We start from the raw sequence: 17556 nt of genomic DNA on the forward strand, positions 1-17556 counted from the left end.
GTCAACCCCTTGCCCACACCCCCGACCGTATCCCGCCCCGCTGACAGCCCCCACGTTCGCCGGCCTCGCGCGCGGGGGAGACGGCCATCCCGGACGGGGCGCGTCCCGGTCAACGGAAATCCCCGCTCCGCAATTGCGGAGCGGGGATTTCCTCACGTATATTGAGTGGTTCTGTGCGCCCACAGAAAAAGCCCCGTCAACGGGGGCTGCTATGCACAATATATCCGACAGGGAGCGAACTTGTCAACTCGCGAAAGCGTCGAATTGCAGCGGGAGCAGGAATTCATCGACCGGCTCTACGACCGTGTCGGCACCCTGCGCGAGGTCGCCGCGGAAGGTGTCGAGGAGGCGTTGGCCCCGGTGGGGAGCGGTCGGCAGGCCCGGCTCGAACGCGACGTGCTCGTCACCGAGCGTTCGGGTCTGCTGGCCGCCCTGAATGCGGTGGACGGCTCGCTCTGCTTCGGCCGCATTGATCTGCGCGACGGCGCCGCGCACCATATCGGCCGTATCGGAATTCGTGCGGACGACACCGAGCTCACCCCGCTGCTGATCGACTGGCGGGCGCCGGTCGCCCGGCCGTTCTATCTGGCCACCGGCCATACGCCCATGGGTCTGCGCCGGCGCCGGCACATCACCACCGACGGGCGCACGGTGACCGAGCTGCACGACGAGATCCTCGACCTCGGGGACCGCGAGCGCAGCGGCTTCGAGGACCCGAGCGGGGACACCGTGCTGCTCGCCGCGCTCAGCTCCGCGCGTACCGGCCGGATGGGCGACATCGTGCGGACCATCCAGGCGGAGCAGGACCACGTCATCCGCGCGCCGCACCGCGGTGTGCTCGTCGTCGAGGGCGGCCCCGGTACGGGCAAGACGGCGGTCGCGCTGCACCGGGCGGCCTATCTGCTGTACGAGCACCGCGAGTTGCTGGCCAAGCGCGCGGTCCTCATCGTGGGCCCCAACCCGGCCTTCCTGCGCTACATCGGCGAGGTGCTCCCCGCCCTCGGCGAGACCGGGGTCATGCTCGCCACGCAGGCCGAGCTCTTCCCCGGAGTGCACGCCCGCGGCGCCGACACCCGGCGCGCGGCCGCCGTCAAGGGGGGCGCGGACATGGCGGAGGCGCTCGCCCTCGCCGTTCGCGACCGCCAGACGCTGCCCGAGCCGGGGGCGCCGATGCTGATCCGGCACGACGACGGGGACCTCGTCCTGGACTGGGAGATCGCCTACGAGGCCCGGCAGGCGGCCCGCGACACCCGCCTGCCGCACAACCTCGCCCGCCCGTACTTCGCGTTCCACGTGATCGACGCGCTCACCGCGCAACTCGCCGAGCGTATCGGCGCGGATCCGTACGGCGGCCCCAACTTCCTCGGCCCCGACGACATCGCCCAGCTCGGCAAGGGCGTCGCCGCGAGCGAGGAGGTGCACGCGGCCGTGGCGGAGCTGTGGCCGCAGCTCACCCCCGAGGCGTTCCTCGCCGGCTACCTGGCCGCGCCGGTGTACCTGCCGGACGAGGACGCCGAGGCCATCCGCCGTACTCCCGGCGACCGGGAGTGGACCCCGGCCGACGTGCCGCTCCTCGACGAGGTGGCCGAACTGCTCGGGAGCGACGACAGCGCGGAGCGGGCCGCCGCCGAGGCCGAACGCCGGCAGCGCGTCGACTACGCGCAGGGCGTGCTGGAGCTGTCCCGGGCGTCGGAGACCTACGAGTTCGAGGACGGGGAGTCCGAGGTGCTGGCCGCCCACGACATCATCGACGCCGATCGGATGGCCGCGCGGCAAGAGGAGATCGACCACAGGAGCGCGGCCGAGCGGGCCGCCGCCGATCGGACCTGGGCGTTCGGGCACATCATCGTGGACGAGGCGCAGGAACTGTCCCCGATGGCATGGCGGTTGCTGATGCGCCGGTCGCCGACCCGCTCGCTGACCCTGGTCGGCGATCCGGTGCAGACCTCCGAGGAGGCGGGCGTCGGCTCGTGGCAGAAGATCCTCGAACCGTACGTCGGCGACCGGTTCGAGCACGTCAAGTTGGGGGTCAACTACCGTACCCCGGCGGAGATCATGGAGCTGGCAGCCAGGGTCGTACGGGCCGAGGACCCCTCGTTCGAGCCGCCCGGGTCGGTGCGGTCCACCGGCGAGCAGCCGTGGACGCGGGCGGCCGGTGCGGATCTGGCCGCCGAAGTGGCGTGGGCCGTCGCCGAGTTGACGCCCGAGGAAGGGCGGCTCGCGGTGATCGCGCCGCACGCGCTGCACGAGGAGATCGCAGCGCCGCTCGACGGGATCACGGCGGGCGAGGAACCTGACCTCACCCGCCCCGTGGTGCTGCTCGGCCCGCGCGAGGCCAAGGGGCTCGAGTTCGACCATGTCCTGGTCGTGGAGCCGGGGCGGTTCGGGACCACCGAACTGTACGTGGCGCTCACCCGTGCCACGCAGCGGCTGGGCATCGTCCATCGGGAGGAACTGCCCCGGCCGCTGCGCTGACGGCCCCGGCGGCGGCGCGGTGGTCCCGGCGGTCCCGGCGGCGCGGGGTGGATTCCGGTTCTCGGGAAAATCCGGTGCATGGGCGGGCGGTCACGGCGTCCGGGCCCGTCACGCCTAGGATCGGGGGATGGATCTTCGGTGGCCGCGCGGGCGGAAGTGGTTCGCGGCGGTGGGGGCGTTCGCCGTCGTCGCGGTGGGCGGCATCGTCACGGGCACGGCGACGGCCGGCGGCGCGAGCGCGTCGGTGCACCGTACGGACGCGATGCTGACCGGTGCCGGGGGAGTGCGGCTGGACACGTCGTACTTCACCGACGGCGGCGCCCGGCGCCGGCCCGCGGTGCTGCTCGCCCATGGCTTCGGCGGCAGCAAGGACGACGTGCGCGGCCAGGCCGAGGCGCTGGCCAGGCACGGCTACGCGGTGCTGACCTGGTCCGCGCGCGGCTTCGGCGCTTCCGGCGGCCGGATCGGGCTCAACGCGAAGGACGGCGAGGTCGCCGACGTCAGCAGGCTCGTCGACTGGCTGGCCGCCCGTCCCGACGTCCAGCTCGACGCCCCCGGCGATCCGCGGGTCGGCGTCTCCGGCATCTCCTACGGCGGCGGGATCTCGCTGCTCGCGGCGGGCTACGACCCGCGGATCGACGCGATCGCGCCCCGCGAGACGTACTGGAACCTCGCGGACGCGCTGCTGCCCGACGGCGTGTACAAGAAGCTGTGGGGCGGCATCCTCTTCTCCGGCGGTTCGACGTCGAGCGCCGCCTCGACCGGCCGGCCGCCGTCCACCACAAGCGGCGGGCCCGCGACGGCCCTCACCGACGCGCCGGCGCCGGCCGCTTCGGAAGACCCCGGCTCGCCCGCCGGCTCCTCCTCCACCGGCGATTCGGCCGCGCCTTCCGCTTCCGCGGCCACTGCTTCCGCGGCCCCGCCGGCCAGCGCCTCTGCCGACCCCGTCTGCGGCCGGTTCGAGCCGTCGATCTGCGACCTGTACAAGAGGGTCGCCACGACCGGGCAGCCCACCGCGGCCGACCGGGCGCAACTCGCCGCGCTGAGCCCGTCCGCGGTCGGCAACCGGATCAAGGTGCCCACGCTGATCGTGCAGGGGCAGACCGATTCGCTGTTCACGCTCGCCCAGTCCGACGCCATGGCCGAGGCGATCAAGGCGAACGGCGCCCCGGCGGACGTCGACTGGATCGCGGGTGGCCACGACGGCGGCAACACCGAGGAGGTCCGGGTGGACGGCCGGGTCACCGCGTGGTTCGACCGCTACCTCAAGGGCGACAAGGCCGCGAGTACGGGCCCCGGCTTCCGCGTCACCCGCACCGGCGGCCTCGACGCGACCGACGGCAGCGTGGTGTTGCGCGGCGCGAGCGCGGACCGCTATCCGGGCCTGGCCGGCACCACCACCCGGCGGGTCCCGTTGACCGGCCGGCCGCAGCAGATCGCCAACCCGGCCGGTGGCGCGCCGCCCGCGATCTCCGCGCTGCCGGGATCGGGTGCGATCTCCCAACTCGCCCAGCTCGGGCAGAGTTTGGCCGTCGACTTCCCGGGCCAGTCGGCCCGCTTCATGTCCGCGCCGCTGCGCCGGGCGACCACCCTCAGCGGCGCCCCGACCCTCACCGTCAAGGTGGCCACCACCGCCCCCGAGGCGGTGCTGTTCGCCAAGCTGTACGACGTCGGCCCGAACGGCAAGCAGACCCTGCCGGCCGGCCTGGCCACGCCGGTACGGGTGGCCGGTTCGCCGTCGGGCCGCACCGTACGGGTCGAACTCCCGGCGGTCGACCACGAGTTCGCGGCCGGACACCGGATGGCCGTGGTGCTGGCCAGCACCGACCTCGGCTACGCGACGCCCGCCGCGCCCGCGACCTACACCGTCGCGCTGGCCGACTCCGCCGTCACCGTCCCCATTGACAGTGCGCTCGGCGCCGAAGCGAACGCGCTGCCGTGGTGGACCTGGGTGCTGCCGCCGGTCGCGGTGGTGGTCGCGGTGGCGCTGCTGGTCACCGGCCGGCGCCGGGTCCGCCCCCGCCCGGCCGACCCGGCGCTGGCCGCCGTCCCGTTGCGGATCAGCGGGCTGAGCAAGCGGTATGCGAAGTCCGCGGACCGTTACGCGGTAAGGGAGTTGACCTTCCAGGTCGAGCCGGGCCAGGTGCTCGGCCTGCTCGGGCCGAACGGCGCGGGGAAGACCACCACGCTGCGGATGCTGATGGGCCTGATCCGCCCGGACGAGGGCGAGATCAGGGTGTTCGGGGAGGCGGTGCGGCCGGGCGCGCCGGTGCTCTCCCGGGTCGGCGCCTTCGTGGAGGGCGCCGGGTTCCTGCCACATCTGACCGGCCGTCAGAACCTCGATCTGTACTGGCAAGCGACCGGCCGTCCGGCTGAAGACGCCCACCTCGCCGAGGCGTTGCAGGTCGCCGGGCTCGGCGACGCGCTCCAGCGCGCGGTGCGGACGTACTCCCAGGGCATGCGGCAGCGGCTGGCGATCGCGCAGGCCATGCTCGGCCTGCCGGACCTGCTGATCCTGGACGAGCCCACCAACGGCCTCGACCCGCCGCAGATCCGCGAGATGCGCGAGGTGATGATCCGCTACGCCGCCACCGGCCGGACCGTCATCGTCTCCAGCCATCTGCTGGCGGAGGTCGAGCAGACCTGTACGCACCTGGTGGTCATGGACCGCGGGCGGCTGATCACCTCCGGCCCGGTGGCGGACATCGTCGGCTCGACCGACACCGTACTGGTCGGTGTGGCGGGCGAGTTGACTCAGGACCTGGTGGACAAGGTGGCCGCCCTGCCCGCGGTGGCCAGCGCCGTGCCTGCCGAGGGCGGGCTGCTCGTCGTCATCGAGGACGGGGCGAGGGCGGTCGACCTGGTCGCCGAACTGGTCCGGCTCGGCGTGCCGGTGGCGCAGGTCGGCCCGCATCGCCGCCTGGAGGACGCCTTCCTGACCCTGATCGGAGGCTCGGCATGAGCACCGCGCCCGCCGCACCCGTACCCGACCTGCCGGAGCCGCCCGACGACCCCGCGGCGTCCGGCGCCGTCACCGCGCCCGGCTACCGCCCCGGCCGTACGCTGCGGCTGCGGGTGGAGGCCCGCCGCCAGTTGCGCAGGCGCCGCACGCTGGTGGTCGGCGCCCTGCTCGCGCTGCTGCCGTTCGTGCTGATGGCCGCGTTCGCGATCGGCGGCACCCCGAGCGACGGCAACAACGGTCCCACCCTGATCGACACGGCCACGTCCTCCGGCGCGAACTTCGCGGCGACCTGCCTGTTCGTGTCGGCGGGCTTCGTACTGGTGGTGCCGATCGCGCTGTTCTGCGGCGACACGGTCGCGTCCGAGGCGGGCTGGTCGAGCCTGCGCTACCTGCTGGCCGCGCCGGTGCCGCGAGCCCGGCTGCTCGCGGTGAAGCTCACCGTCGCGCTCGGCTTCAGTGCGGTCGCGCTGGTGCTGCTGCCACTGGTGGCGCTCGTGGCGGGTACGGTGGCGTACGGCTGGGGTGACCTCGAACTTCCCACCGGCGGCGCGGTGCCGTCGGGCAGCGCGGTGGCGCGGCTGGCGATCGCGGTCGGGTACATCTTCGTCGGCCAGCTGGTCACCGCGGCGCTGGCGTTCTGGCTGTCCACGGTCACCGACGCGCCGTTGGGCGCGGTGGGCGGCGCGGTCGGCCTGACCATCGTCGGCAACGTGCTGGACGCGGTGACCGCGCTGCACCGGTGGCGCGACATCCTGCCCGCGCACTGGCAGTTCGCCTGGCTCGACGCGATGCAGCCGACCACCGAGTGGACCGGCATGATCGAGGGCACGTCGATCTCGGTGTCGTACGCGGTGGTGCTCACCGCGCTCGCGTTCCGCGGCTTCCGTACGAAGGACATCGTGTCCTGAAGGAGCGCCCCTGCGACGCGGCTCGGCCGGGGTGCTCGTGGGCGGACGGGTGCGATGGGCCGGACGGTTCGTCGGGGCCGGGCGCGCAGTCGTCCCCCTGGCGTTGCCGGCGGGAGTGCCTCAGCGCCCGTGCGGGGGCTCGCCGTTGTGGTGGCGGCTCGCGGCCGGCCACGTGCCGGTGGGGGTGTTCACGCATCTCCCGCCCCTGTTACGGCTGCGCAGTAGTGAGCCTGACGTTACGTCGGCAAACGTGGCATGGTCATGGCATCGTAAAATTATCGGCCGTTCGGGTAAAACGATGGACGGCAAACGGCGAACTCCCTTGTCCTGGGCATGATCTATCGGTGTGACCACCGCGGCCGTCTCCGTGGCGGCCGCACCCCATGCCAGAAGAGCCCTCCACGCAAGGAGAGTCCATGCGCACACCTCGCCCGCGGCCGCGCGCCGTGGTCGCCGCGGCAGGAGCCACCGTCCTGACCGCTGCCGCTTTGATGGCGGCCCCGCTCACCGGTGCGGCGACGGCGGCGGCCGGCCATGCCGCGCCCGCTGTGCGGCCGGTGCCCGCCGTCGTCGGACATGAGCTGGTCAAGGGGACGGGCAGTCCGCTGACCATCGCGCAGTGTCAGGCCCAGTGGGGCATCAACTGCTACACGCCCACGCAGTACCGGCAGGCGTACGACCTCAACCCGCTCTACCGCGCGGGTGTGACGGGCAAGGGCCGGACCATCGTGATCGTCGACTCGTTCGGCTCGCCGACGATCCAGCACGACCTGGACGTCTACAGCAAGCAGTTCGGGATGCCCAGTACCAACGTGCAGGTCGTCAAGTGGGGCGACGTACCGCCCTTCGACCCGACCAACCCCGACCACACCGGCTGGGCCGGCGAGAGCACGCTCGACGTGGAGATGGCGCACGCGATCGCCCCGGCCGCGCACATCGTGCTGCTGGAGACCGGCGTCGCCGAGACCGAGGGCGTCACCGGCCTGCCCGAGATGATGAACGGCGAGAAGGCGCTGATCGACCAGGGCGTCGGCGACGTCATCACCCAGAGCTTCGGGGCCACCGAGAACACCTTCCCGGGCTTCGACAAGGGCGACTTCTCCAGCATCCAGAACCTGCGCTACGCCTTCAAGGACGCGGCGCAGCACGGCGTCACGGTGCTCGGCTCGTCCGGTGACGGTGGCGCCACCGACTCGACCGAGGACGGCAACTCCAACTACCCGTACCAGGTGAACTCCTGGCCGTCCTCCGACCCGCTGGTCACCTCCATCGGCGGCACCCAGCTCCACCTGGACCAGGCCGGCAACCGCACCGCGCCGGAGAGCGTGTACAACGACTACGGCGCGGGCGGCGGCGGTCAGTCGCACGTCTTCGCCCGGCCGTCGTACCAGAACGGCGTGCGGAACGTCGTCGGCGCGCAGCGCGGTACCCCCGACATCTCGATGTCCGCGGCCGTCGACGGCGGTGCCTGGGTGTACTCCAGCTACGACCCGACGGCCGTCGGCTGGGACGTCTACGGCGGCACCAGCGAGGCCAGTCCGCTCTTCTCCGGCATCGTGGCGCTCGCCGACCAGGTCGCCGGGCACCGGATCGGCGACATCCACACCGCGCTGTACGCCCTCGCCAAGGGCAACGGCGCGTTCGGCGGGGTGGTCGACGTCAAGGACGGCACGAACAACTCCTATGACGGCGTGACCGGTTACACCGCGGTGAAGGGCTACGACATGGCCACCGGCGTCGGCACCGTGGACGCGGCCCGGTTCGTCCCCGCGCTCGCGCTGCTCGGTCGCATGCACTGAGGCGAGCCGAGGTGAGCTGAGGCGAGCCGTCGGAGGCCGCCGTCGTGTGCTCCTTTTGCGGGCGCGGCGGCGGCCTTCGGCATACCCGGGTCGGCCTGCTCGGACCGGGGCGCGGGCGGCCCCCCGGAGTGGTGCGGGGCCTTGCGGTGGGGGCCTGGCGGCCCGCGCCGGGCGGCCGGCTGTGAACCGGGACCGGTCAACCGCGTTATTTGTAAGGGCTCTTGACAGTTGGGTGGTCCAGACCAAACAGTATGGGTCAGCATTGGTCCAGACCAGCATGCTCCGCTGTGCTGGGACCCCCACACCGAAGGGAGCGCGGTCCATGACCGGACCCGTTCGCAGACCACTCCGCGCCCTGCTCACCGGCCTCGCCGCCACCGCGGCCGCGGCCGGCCTGGCGTTGACCGGCGCCGGCGGCGCGCACGCCGCCGCCCCGCAGGCCACCGCCGCCACCGCACTGCCCAGCCACGTCTTCGCCCCCTACTTCGAGGCGTACAACGGCGACAGTCTCTCCGGGCTGGCCACCTCCTCCGGCAACAAGTACCTGACGATGGCGTTCATCCAGACGCCCTCGGTCGGCTCCTGCACGCCGTACTGGAACGGCGACACCTCCATGCCGATCGCCTCCTCCAGCTTCGGCAGCGACATCAGCAGCATCCAGGCGGCCGGCGGCGACGTCATCCCGTCCTTCGGCGGCTACACCGCCGACGACACCGGCACCGAGATAGCCGACAGCTGTACCGACGTCAGCTCCATCGCCGCCGCGTACGAGAAGGTCATCACCACCTACAACGTCAGCCGGATCGATCTCGACACCGAGGACAACTCGCTGACCAACGCGGCCGGCATCGACCGCCGCAACAAGGCCGTCAAGATGGTGCAGGACTGGGCGGCGGGCAACGGCCGTACCGTGCAGTTCTCCTACACCCTGCCGACCACCACCCAGGGTCTGACCACCGGCACCGCGGGCGACGGCTCCGGCCTCCCGGTGCTCAAGAACGCGGTCTCCAACGGTGTGAACCTCGACGTCGTGAACCTGATGACGTTCGACTACTACGACGGTGCCACGCACAACATGGCCACCGACACCGAGACGGCCGCGCAGGGCCTGCACGACCAGCTCGCGAAGCTGTACCCGTCGAAGACCGACGCGCAGTTGTGGGCCATGATCGGCATCACCGAGATGCCCGGCATCGACGACTTCGGCGCCGCCGAGACCTTCACCACCGACAACGCCACCACCGTCTACAACTGGGCGGTCGGCAAGGGCATCAACACCCTGTCGTTCTGGGCGCTCCAGCGTGACAACGGCGGCTGCCCCGGCCAGGGCGGCTCGGACACCTGCTCCGGTGTCTCGCAGAGCACCTGGCAGTTCAGCCACACCTTCGAGCCGTTCACCGGCGGCGGCACCACCACCCCGCCACCCACGAACGACTTCTCGGTGGCGCTGACCCCGTCGGCCGGCTCCGTCGCCGCCGGTTCCTCGGCCGCCTCCACGGTGCAGACCGCGGTCTCGGCCGGGTCCGCGCAGTCCGTCGCGCTGAGCGTCAGCGGCGCACCGGCCGGCGTCACCGCGTCGGTCAGCCCGGGCTCGGTCACCGCCGGCGGCAGCGTCACCTTGTCGGTGGCCACCACCACCGCGGCGCAGTCGGGCACCTACACCCTGACCGTCACCGGCACCGCCGGCAGCACCACCCACACCGCGGCCTACACCCTGACCGTCACCGGCGGCAGCACCGGCGGCGGCTGCACCGCGGCGGCCTGGTCCTCGTCCGCGGTCTACGTCGGCGGCGACAAGGTCTCGTACGACGGCCACACCTGGCTCGCCCAGTGGTGGACCACCGGCGAGACCCCCGGCACCACCGGCGAGTGGGGCGTGTGGCAGGACGAGGGCGCCTGCTGACGACCGACCCGCGACGGTCGGCGCCAAAGGCCCCGAACCTGCGGAAGCGACCTGGCGCCGAACGGCCGGTGAAGTCCGGGGAAACGGCCTGTGACCTCGCACTTTGCGGCCGATGGCTCCGGTACGGTACGCCGTGGAGGCGCTGCCCCGACGTCGTACCGAGGCCGCCGATCCTCTAGAGTCCGACCGGACGTCTACACAAATGTAGTCAAGTCGGGACGGACCGGGCATGCCACGGGCGTGCCCGGTCCGTCCTCACTCCCGGAAGACCAGAAGAGCAGGGGACGGAAACCACCCATGAGCGCCATCGGCCTCGGCCAGGCCGCCATTCTCGGCATCGTGGAAGGACTGACCGAGTTCCTGCCGGTCTCCTCCACCGGCCACCTCAAGCTGGTTGAGGGCCTGATGAAGATCCCCGTCGACGACAGCGCGGTGGTCGGTTTCACCGCGGTGATCCAAGTCGGCGCCATCGCCGCGGTCTTCGTCTACTTCTTCAAGGACATCGCGCGGTTCGTGACCGCCTGGGTGCGCGGTCTGACCAACCGCACGGAGCGCGACAACCACGACTACAAGTTCACCTGGTGGGTGATCTACTCCACTATCCCCATCGTCATCGTCGGACTCGCCGCCAAGCCGCTCATCGACGGCCCGCTCGGCTCCCTGTGGGTGGTGGCGTTCTCGCTGATCTTCGGCAGCGCCGTGATGTGGGCCGCCGAGCAGATGGCCCGGTTCAAGCGCGGCGAGGACCAGGTCACCATGAAGGACGCGATGATCGTCGGCTGCTCGCAGATCCTCGCGCTGCTCTTCCCCGGCTTCTCCCGCTCCGGCGCCACGATCTCCACCGCCCTGATCCGGGACCTGGACCGGATGGCCGCCACCCGGCTGTCGTTCTTCCTCGGCCTGCCCGCGCTCACCGGCGCCGGGCTGTACGAACTCAAGGACGCCACCAGCGGCGGCGTCAGCACCTCGGCGCTCGCCGTCGGCACCCTCGTCTCCTTCGTGGTCGCCTACGCCTCCATCGCCTGGCTGCTGAAGTTCGTCGCCCGGCACTCCTTCAACTCCTTCGTGATCTACCGGGTCGTGATCGGTCTGCTGATCATCGGCCTGCTCTCGGCGAACGTCGTCAACTCCTGACCCTCGCCGCAGTTGTCGACCGCGCCACAGCCGCCGACCGCGCCACCCGGAGCCGACCTCCTCGCCCCGCCCGCACCGCCGCCCGGCGCTGCGCGGAACGCAAAAAGCCTGACCGACCCATCCCCCCACGGGTGGGTCGGCCAGGCAACCGGGACGCGGTTCCCCGGGCTTGCCGCGGTGGCGGCGACGCAGGTCAGGTCAACGTCGCCGCCACCGGGTCCCAATCCTCCGGAAGCGTCGCCACTTCCGGAGCGCGGGATTCGAGTTCCACGAAGCCGTGCCGCTCCGCGGAATCCGTCACCGTGGCCATCAACTCAAGTACGTGCTGCGCCAGTTCGCCCGACGCTCGGTGCGGCTCGCCGGTCCGGATGCCGCGCGCCATGTCCAGCACGCCGATGCCCCGGCCCGCGGTCGTCCCCGCCACCGGCAGGTCCCGCCACTCCTCGTCGTCGCCGAACGCCCGCACCTGGAGCGGCCCTTCGAACGTGTTCGGGTCCGGCAGCGACAATGTGCCCTCGGTGCCGGTGATCTCGATCATCCGCCGCGGCACCGACGAGTCGAAGCTGAACGTCGCCGACGTGCTCGGGCCCGACGCGAAGTCCAGCAACGCTTGCACATGCGTGGGCACTTCCACCGCGAACTCGGTGCCCGCCTTCGGCCCCGAACCGATCACCCGGTGGGCGCGCGCCTGCCGCGCGCTCGCCGCGACCCGCTCCACCGGCCCGAACAGCGCCACCAACGCGGTCAGATAGTACGGACCGATGTCGAACAGCGGCCCGGCACCGTACTGGAAGAGGAACTCCGGGCTCGGGTGCCAGCTCTCGGGGCCCGGCCCCTGCGTCACCGCGACCGCGCCGACCGGCTCACCGATCAGCCCGGAGGCGAGCGCACGGGCCGCCGACTGCAGGCCCGCGCCCAGGAACGTGTCCGGTGCGCTGCCCACCCGCAGGCCGCGCGACTGCGCCTGCGCGAGGATCTTCGCCCCGTCGGACGGCGCCAGCGCCAGCGGCTTCTCGCCGTAGACGTGCTTGCCGGCCTCCAGCGCGGCCGAGGCGATCTCGGCGTGCGCCGCCGGGATCGTCAGGTTGATCACGATCTCCACCTCGGGGATCGCCAGCGCCGACGCCACGTCACCCGCGTGCGGGACCCCGTGCGCCTCCGCCTGGACCCGGGCCCGCGCCACGTCCAGGTCCGCGACGGCCAGCACCCGGACATCCGGGAACGTGGACAGCGCCGTGAGGTACTGCGTGCTGATCACCCCCGCACCGACCAGCGCGACGCCGACCGGCCCGGAACCCGAACCGCTGGTCATGAAAGCCCCTCCTCCAGCGCCGTCAGGTAGGCGCGGCTCTCCGCGACGGCCTCGAAGATGTCCGTGGCGCACTCGTCCAGCTCCACGATCCGCTGCGCTTGCGGCGCCGCCGCCAGGATCGCCGGCACATCGATCACGCCCTTGCCGACCGCGGTGTGCGGCTGCTCCTTCACCCCCGGGCCGTCCTTGACGTGCAGGGACAGCACCCGGTCGCCCAACGCGCCCAGCAGCGCCGGCACATCGGCGCCGCCGACCTGCGCCCAGTACGTGTCGACCTCCAGGAACACCTCGGGCGCCAGCTCGTCCGCCAGCACCTCCAGCGCGGTGCGGCCCTCGAACCGCGGCTCGATCTCCCACCAGTGGTTGTGGTAGCCGATCCGGATGCCGCGCTCGGCGGCCTTGGCGGCGAAGCCGTTGAGCAGGTCCGCGGTCCGGTGCAGCCCGTCGGCGGTGGTGAACTCGTCGTGGCCGATGCCGCCCGGGATGATCGCCAGGTCGGTGCCGACGGTGGCGACCGCGTCGAAGACCTCGCCCGCGTCCTTGTCGAACAGCGCGTACGCGTGGGTGCTGGACACGCCGAGCCCCAAGTCGTCGGCGAGCTTGCGGAAACCGGCCGGGTCGGCGGTCGGGTCGTACGTCTCCACGGAGCGGTAGCCGATCTCGGCGAGCCGGGCCAGCGTGCCGTCGCGGTCGGCGGCGATCTGGTCCCGGAGGGTGTAGAGCTGAATGCTCAAGGGTTTGGCCATCGAAGCGATGCCTCCAAGAAGTACAGCGGCGAATGCGGGTGCGGGTGCGAGTACGGGAAAGCGATGGGGCCGGCCGGGCCGCCGCGGGGGACGGGCGTCACCCGACGATCAGCGGGCGCAGCGTGCGGTGGGCGATCTCCAGGCCGCGGGTGACCCGCTCCACGTCGCCGCTCCACACGGGGTCCTCGTGCTCGACGGAGAGCACCCCTGTGAAGCCGCCCTCGTAGAAGGTGTCCACCAGCCGGCGCCAGTCCACGTCGCCCAGGCCCGGGACCCGGTAGCGCCACCAGCCGCTGTCCCAGCCGTCGGTGCGTTCCACGGTGCGGCCGAAGAACCCGAACCGGTCCCGGGCCCGCGGGTCGAGCTGCGCGTCCTTGGCCTGCGCGTGCGGAATGCGGTCCAGATACGGCTTGAGGGCCGTGACCGGGTCGATGCCGAGCCACAACAGGTGCGAGGGGTCGTAGTTGAGGTAGAAGCCGAGGTCGAACATCCACTCCCACAGCTCGGGGGAGTAGGCGAGGTTGCCCGGATAGCCGTCCGGGTGCCACCCCTCCATCACGCAGTTCTCGATGATGATCTTCACGCCGCGCTCGCCCGCGTACTCGACCAGTGCGGGCAGTTCGCGCTCGGCCTGCGCAAGGTTCTCCTTCACCGACAGGCCCGGGTGCCGGCCGATGAAGGTGCCGACGTACTCCACGCCGAGCAGCGCCGCCGCGTCCACGTTGGCCCGTACGTGCGCGGCGATCTCGGCGCGGCGCTCGCGGTCGGGGTGCAGGTTGTTCTCGTAGTACGCCAGCGCCGACAGCGTCAGGGAGTGCTGCTCGAACAGCGCGCGGACCCGGTCCGCCTCGGCCTTGCCGAAGTCCACCACGTCGATGTGGCTCGCCTCGAAGTCGCGCGACCCGGTGGACGGCCAGGTGGCGACCTCCAGTGCGTCGTAGTCGTGGGCGGCGGCCCAGCCGGCGATCTCGTCGAGCGGGAGCTGCGGAAGGCAGGCGGTGAGGAAGCCCAGCTTCATCTCAGGAGACCTCTTTCCAGGTCCGGTCGGCCGCCGAGCCGAGTACGGCCTCGGTCAGGCGCACCATGCGGGCGGCGTCGGCGAAGGTGGCGAAGGGGACGGGGCGGTCGGAACGGTCGGGGTGGCCGGCGGTGGCCGGGTCGGCGATGGCATCGGGAGAGCGCTCTCCAGTGTGCCTGGTGTCCGGCCCGTTTGTGCCGGCGGGGGTCGATTCCGTGCCGGGGAGAGCGCTTTCCGCAGCTCCGGCGGGTGCCGTTCCGTGCGGTGCGCCGATGTTCGGGGGAGCGCTCTCCGAGTCGAGTGCGTCGGCCGCGCGGGCGGCGGCGTGCACATCGCGGACGAACGCGGCGAAGCAGTCGAGGTAGCCCATCGGGTGTCCGCCGGGCACCACCGACAGCCGGGCCGCCTCGGGGGAGAGGGTGGCGGGGTCGCGCAGCACCGTGGCGTTCTCGCCGCGGCTGCCGACGAAGAGCGACTCCGGCGCCTCCTGGTCGAAGGCGAGCGAGGTACGGCTGCCGTCCACCTCGAACCACAGCCGGTTCTTGCGGCCGGGCGAGATCTGCGAGACGGTCACCGACCCGCTCGCGCCGAGGTCGGTGCGGAAGAGCAGTTGCACCACGTCCTCGGTGGCGGGCCTGCCACCGGTGCGCGGCACGGTCTGGGACAGCGCGGTCAGCTCGGCGATCCGGTGCCCGGTGACCCACTCCACCAGGTCGCACCAGTGCGAGCCGATGTCGGCGAACGCCCGCGACGGCCCGCCGGCCACCGCGTCCACCCGCCAGTTGGTGTCCTCCGGCAGCGACAGCCAGTCCTGGAGGTAGTGCCCGTGCACCAGCCGTACGTCCCCGGCCCGGCCGTCGAGTACCCGCGCGCGGGCCTCGGCGGCCATCGGGTGGTAGCGGTACACGAACGGAACGGCCGCCACCTTGCCGCTTCGCGCGGCCAGCGCCGCCAGCGCGTCGGCGGTGGCCGAGGAGGTGGTCAGCGGCTTCTCGCACACCACGTGCTTGCCCGCGCGCAGGGCCAGTTCGGCCAGCGGGGCGTGCACGTCGTTCGGTGTGCAGATGTGCACCACGTCCACGTCGTCGCTGGTGACCAGCTCCTCGGAGGAGGCGAAGGCCCGCTCCACGCCGAGCGCGGCGGCGGCCTCCTTCGCCCGGGTCGGCGTGGAGGCGCTGATGCCGACGACCGGGGCGCCGCTGCGGCGCACGGCGTCCAGGTGGACCCGGCCGATCATGCCGGTGCCGACGATCGCCGTCCGCAGCGCGGGCGTGCTGCCGGGCGTGCCGGATGCGCCGGTCGTGCCCGGCGGGTTCTTTGCGTTGGGTCCCGAAAGTGCCACCAAACTTCCCTCCATTTCGGCTCGCTGAAAACGCTAGCTACCGATGTTTCGGTTGACAATGGCAATATTTACGCTAACTTCTGTCATAAATCGGAGGGGTCTGGCGGGCGTGACGACGGTTGCCGAGTCGGCCGGAGCGCCGGATTGATAGGAATTGTGCGCGACTGTCCGAGATGTCAAGGGATCGTCCGGCGGGTGCGGCGGACCGGTCCTGCCGGATGCGGGGGCGCCGGGCAACCGGCGGGCAACTGCCGGATGTGCGCATGAGTTCGGCCGGGCGGGCGCGCCAACGTGCCTGCACCCCAGGCCCGTTGTGCGAGTATGCGCGACCAACGGGTGCCGGCCCGGCGCCGGCCCGGCGCCGGCCCAGGCCCGTACGGCGGGAAACCGCACACCAGCCGGGACCGGCCGGTCCGCGCGAGACGCGGCAGCCGGACCGGCGACACCGATCGAGAGGGACAGGCGTACACGTGACCGCAGCAGCCGAGAGGCAGCTCACCTCGCTCAGCGAACTCGCCGGGCTCGTGGCCGGCGGCACCACCCGCCGCAGCCAACTGGCCACCGCCACCGGCCTGTCCCGCGCCGCCGTCGCCCAGCGCGTGGACCTGCTGATCGACCGCGGCCTGCTGGTCGAGACCGGCACGCTGGCCACCGAGCGCGGCCGCCCGCCGCTGACCCTCCAACTCGCCTCGCGCACCGCCGTGGTGTGCGCGGTCGACCTCGGCGCCACCCACGGCACCGTCGCGATCTCCGAACTCGGCGGCACCGTACTGGCGGAGGCCACCGAGGACCTCGACATCAACGATGGGCCCGAGGCCGTACTGACCGCGCTCGACGACCAGATCGGGCGGATGCTCGCGGCTGCCGGGCACCCGGCCGAGCATGTCCGCGCGATCAGCATCGGCGTGCCGGGACCGGTCGAGGCGAGCACCGGCACCGTGGTGCGCCCGCCGATCATGCGCGGCTGGGACGGCTACCGGGTGCCCGGGTTCTTCGCCGGCCGGCGCGGTGCCCCCGTCCTGGTGGACAACGACGTCAACATGATGGCGCTCGGCGAGTACGGCCACCGGCCCGCGGCCGCCCACCTGCTCTACGTCAAGGTCGGCACCGGCATCGGCTGCGGCATCGTCTCCGGCGGCGTCGTACACCGCGGCGCCACCGGTGCGGCGGGCGACATCGGGCACATCGCCGTACCCGGCCACGACGACGTGCTGTGCCACTGCGGCAACACCGGGTGCGTCGAGGCCGTCGCGTCCGGCGCCGCCGTCGCCGCCCGGCTCCGCGCGGCCGGCCTGCCCGCCGAGCACGCCGCAGACGTGGTGCGCCTCGTCGCCGAGGGCGACCCGCTGGCCCGCCGCCAGGTCCGGCTCGCCGCACAGCGCATCGGCGACGTCCTCGCGTCACTCGTCAGCTTCTACAACCCCGACACCATCGTGCTCGGCGGTTCGATCGCCTCCCTCCACGACGACCTGCTCGCCGACATCCGCGCCGCCGTCTACCGCCGCGCGCTCCCGCTGGCCACCCGGACCGTCGCCATCGAGACCACCGTGCTCGGCCGCCGCGCGGGCATCGAGGGCGCCCGCCGCCTCGCCGTGCAGCACCTGCTCTCCCCGGCAGGCATCGCCCGCTTCCTCGGCACCTGAAGGAGCCCGGGGCACCGGACTCCGTTGCGCAGGGTGGTAGTTCGGGCCGGGCCGACGGCCGGCGCGACACGCGATTGCGCCGGCCTGCCGGCTCGCAGTACGTTTCCGCAGACTCCCGGCTCCCGGCAGCGGTACGTCACGGGGGAGCGGCGAAAGCCGCGTCATGACGGTCCGGCGCCCGAACGGCGTGCGGCTTAACTTGTCGGTGGGGGCACATGGGCGACTCGGCGTCGCGGACGGCACGGGCGCGGACGGCTCGACGGACGGCGGCATGGGTGATCTGCCTGGCGACGGCGGTGGCCACGGCCACGGCG

General features: G+C 72.4%; 11 protein-coding genes. 7 read left to right on the top strand and 4 right to left on the bottom strand.

Going from position 1 to position 17556, the window contains the following annotated elements:
• Positions 1-264: 264 nt before the first annotated feature.
• The 6 genes from AC13HU_RS11325 (at position 265) to AC13HU_RS11350 (ending at position 11181) form a co-directional block, all read left to right on the top strand.
• The gene (locus AC13HU_RS11325; protein WP_483041682.1) at positions 265-2475 is read left to right on the top strand and encodes a HelD family protein; all 2211 of its coding nucleotides are present in this window, start codon (positions 265-267) and stop codon (positions 2473-2475) included.
• A gap of 127 nt (positions 2476-2602) precedes the next feature.
• Positions 2603-5437: an alpha/beta fold hydrolase gene (locus AC13HU_RS11330; protein WP_483041672.1), complete on the top strand. Its 2835-nt coding sequence runs from the start codon at positions 2603-2605 to the stop codon at positions 5435-5437.
• Positions 5434-6345, top strand: a complete 912-nt coding sequence (locus AC13HU_RS11335; RefSeq protein ID WP_483041673.1) for an ABC transporter permease — start codon at positions 5434-5436, stop codon at positions 6343-6345. The genes AC13HU_RS11330 and AC13HU_RS11335 overlap by 4 nt, the downstream gene beginning before the upstream one ends.
• Before the next feature lie 416 nt (positions 6346-6761).
• On the top strand, positions 6762-8144 hold the full coding sequence (locus AC13HU_RS11340; protein WP_483041674.1) for a S53 family peptidase: 1383 nt from the start codon (positions 6762-6764) through the stop codon (positions 8142-8144).
• Positions 8145-8466: 322 nt separating this feature from the next.
• Entirely contained in the window at positions 8467-10047 is a 1581-nt protein-coding gene (locus AC13HU_RS11345; RefSeq protein WP_483041675.1) for a chitinase, read from the top strand.
• A gap of 297 nt (positions 10048-10344) precedes the next feature.
• Positions 10345-11181 (top strand): undecaprenyl-diphosphate phosphatase, encoded by an 837-nt coding sequence (locus AC13HU_RS11350; protein ID WP_483041676.1) that lies wholly within the window; start codon positions 10345-10347, stop codon positions 11179-11181.
• A 193-nt stretch (positions 11182-11374) separates the two neighbouring features.
• Here the strand turns inward: AC13HU_RS11350 and AC13HU_RS11355 are convergent, their stop codons facing one another.
• From AC13HU_RS11355 to AC13HU_RS11370, 4 genes are all read right to left on the bottom strand, one after another.
• Positions 11375-12493: a Gfo/Idh/MocA family protein gene (locus tag AC13HU_RS11355; protein ID WP_483041677.1), complete on the bottom strand. Its 1119-nt coding sequence runs from the start codon at positions 12491-12493 to the stop codon at positions 11375-11377.
• On the bottom strand, positions 12490-13239 hold the full coding sequence (locus AC13HU_RS11360; RefSeq protein ID WP_483041678.1) for a sugar phosphate isomerase/epimerase family protein: 750 nt from the start codon (positions 13237-13239) through the stop codon (positions 12490-12492). The genes AC13HU_RS11355 and AC13HU_RS11360 overlap by 4 nt, the downstream gene beginning before the upstream one ends.
• Positions 13240-13336: 97 nt before the next feature.
• On the bottom strand, positions 13337-14257 hold the full coding sequence (locus AC13HU_RS11365) for a sugar phosphate isomerase/epimerase family protein (protein WP_483041679.1): 921 nt from the start codon (positions 14255-14257) through the stop codon (positions 13337-13339).
• Position 14258: 1 nt separating this feature from the next.
• Positions 14259-15599 carry a Gfo/Idh/MocA family protein gene (locus AC13HU_RS11370; protein ID WP_483041680.1) on the bottom strand — a complete coding sequence of 447 codons (1341 nt, stop codon included), beginning with the start codon at positions 15597-15599 and terminating at the stop codon, positions 14259-14261.
• 470 nt (positions 15600-16069) lie between these two features.
• Between AC13HU_RS11370 and AC13HU_RS11375 the strand changes: the two genes are divergently transcribed.
• The gene (locus AC13HU_RS11375) at positions 16070-17242 is read left to right on the top strand and encodes an ROK family protein (protein ID WP_483041681.1); all 1173 of its coding nucleotides are present in this window, start codon (positions 16070-16072) and stop codon (positions 17240-17242) included.
• Positions 17243-17556 lie beyond the last annotated feature (314 nt).

The organism is Streptomyces sp. NH27 (genome assembly GCF_056859195.1).

Excerpts from the sequence above, each read along its gene's own strand:
- AC13HU_RS11360 (WP_483041678.1), bottom strand. The coding sequence starts at position 13,239 with ATGGCCAAACCCTTGAGCATTCAGCTCTACACCCTCCGGGACCAGATC.
- AC13HU_RS11330 (WP_483041672.1), top strand. The coding sequence starts at position 2,603 with ATGGATCTTCGGTGGCCGCGCGGGCGGAAGTGGTTCGCGGCGGTGGGG.
- AC13HU_RS11355 (WP_483041677.1), bottom strand. The coding sequence starts at position 12,493 with ATGACCAGCGGTTCGGGTTCCGGGCCGGTCGGCGTCGCGCTGGTCGGT.
- AC13HU_RS11345 (WP_483041675.1), top strand. The coding sequence starts at position 8,467 with ATGACCGGACCCGTTCGCAGACCACTCCGCGCCCTGCTCACCGGCCTC.
- AC13HU_RS11335 (WP_483041673.1), top strand. The coding sequence starts at position 5,434 with ATGAGCACCGCGCCCGCCGCACCCGTACCCGACCTGCCGGAGCCGCCC.
- AC13HU_RS11340 (WP_483041674.1), top strand. The coding sequence starts at position 6,762 with ATGCGCACACCTCGCCCGCGGCCGCGCGCCGTGGTCGCCGCGGCAGGA.
- AC13HU_RS11350 (WP_483041676.1), top strand. The coding sequence starts at position 10,345 with ATGAGCGCCATCGGCCTCGGCCAGGCCGCCATTCTCGGCATCGTGGAA.
- AC13HU_RS11365 (WP_483041679.1), bottom strand. The coding sequence starts at position 14,257 with ATGAAGCTGGGCTTCCTCACCGCCTGCCTTCCGCAGCTCCCGCTCGAC.